The organism is Streptomyces boncukensis, assembly GCF_011045075.1.
Lineage (GTDB): Bacteria > Actinomycetota > Actinomycetes > Streptomycetales > Streptomycetaceae > Streptomyces > Streptomyces boncukensis.
Window position 1 is genome coordinate 1 of sequence record NZ_JAAKZZ010001004.1, and the last position, 1,129, is coordinate 1,129.

The window sequence follows — 1,129 nt, forward strand, 5'->3', positions numbered from 1 at the left end:
CTAGTGTCCTGAGTCGGAGATTCGTCGTTGGTCTGGTGTGAGTCGTCCTGGACCGAAGATCCCGCCTGTTGTGCTGACTGATGCTGAGCGGGAGATGTTGCAATCATGGGTGCGTCGTCGTTCGAGTGCCCAGTCGTTGGCGTTGCGGTCGCGGATCGTGCTGGAGTGCGCAGAGGGTCATGCGACCGCGGAGGTCGCCCGGCGGCTGCGGGTCACGACGGACACGGTCCGTACCTGGCGTCGACGCTTCCTTGAGCGCCGGCTGGACGGTCTGTGCGACGAGCCGCGGCCGGGTGTCCCACGGAAGATCACCGACGCGGACGTGGAGCGGGTGATCGTTAAGACACTCGAAGAGACACCAAAGAACGCCACCCACTGGTCGACGAGGTCGATGGCAGCGGCGACGGGTATGTCGCAGTCGGCGATCTCCCGGATCTGGCGGGCCTTCGGCCTGCAGCCGCACCGGGCCGAGACCTTCAAACTGTCCAAGGACCCGTTGTTCGTGGACAAGGTCCGCGACGTGGTCGGCCTGTATCTCGATCCGCCGGAGCGTGCGCTGGTGTTGTGTGTGGATGAGAAGTCGCAGATCCAGGCCCTGGACCGGTCCCAGCCGGTGCTGCCGATGATGCCTGGGGCGGCCGAACGCCGCAGTCACGACTACGTGCGTGCGGGCACCACCACCCTCTTCGCCGCCCTGGACACGGCAACCGGCAAGGTGATCGGCTCACTGCACCGTCGGCACCGTGCCACGGAGTTCAAGAAGTTCCTGATCAAGCTCGACCGTGAGGTGCCTCGTGAGCTCGACGTCCATCTGATCCTGGACAACTACGTCACGCACAAGGTGCCGGTCATCAAGAAGTGGCTGGCCGCCCATCCGCGGTTCCACCTGCACTTCACACCGACAGGGGCATCCTGGCTGAACCTTGTAGAGCGGTGGTTCGCCGAACTCACCACCAAGAAGATCCGGCGCGGCGTCCACCGCTCCGTCCAGGCACTCGAACACGACATCCGCACCTGGCTCGCCGACTGGAACACCAACCCCCGGCCCTTCATCTGGACAAAGACCGCCGACGAGATCCTCGAAAAGGTCGCAACCTACTGCCGACGAATCTCCGACTCAGGACACTAG

Annotated in this window: 1 protein-coding gene; it reads left to right on the forward strand. The window is 64.2% G+C overall.

Annotated features, from left to right (window positions below):
• Window positions 1-94: 94 nt before the first annotated feature.
• Window positions 95-1,129 (forward strand): IS630 family transposase, encoded by a 1,035-nt coding sequence (locus G5C65_RS37590; RefSeq protein WP_165303529.1) that lies wholly within the window; start codon window positions 95-97, stop codon window positions 1,127-1,129.

What these genes read in the sequence shown, in the direction of transcription:
- G5C65_RS37590 (WP_165303529.1), top strand. Translation starts at nt 95, where the DNA reads ATGTTGCAATCATGGGTGCGTCGTCGTTCGAGTGCCCAGTCGTTGGCG.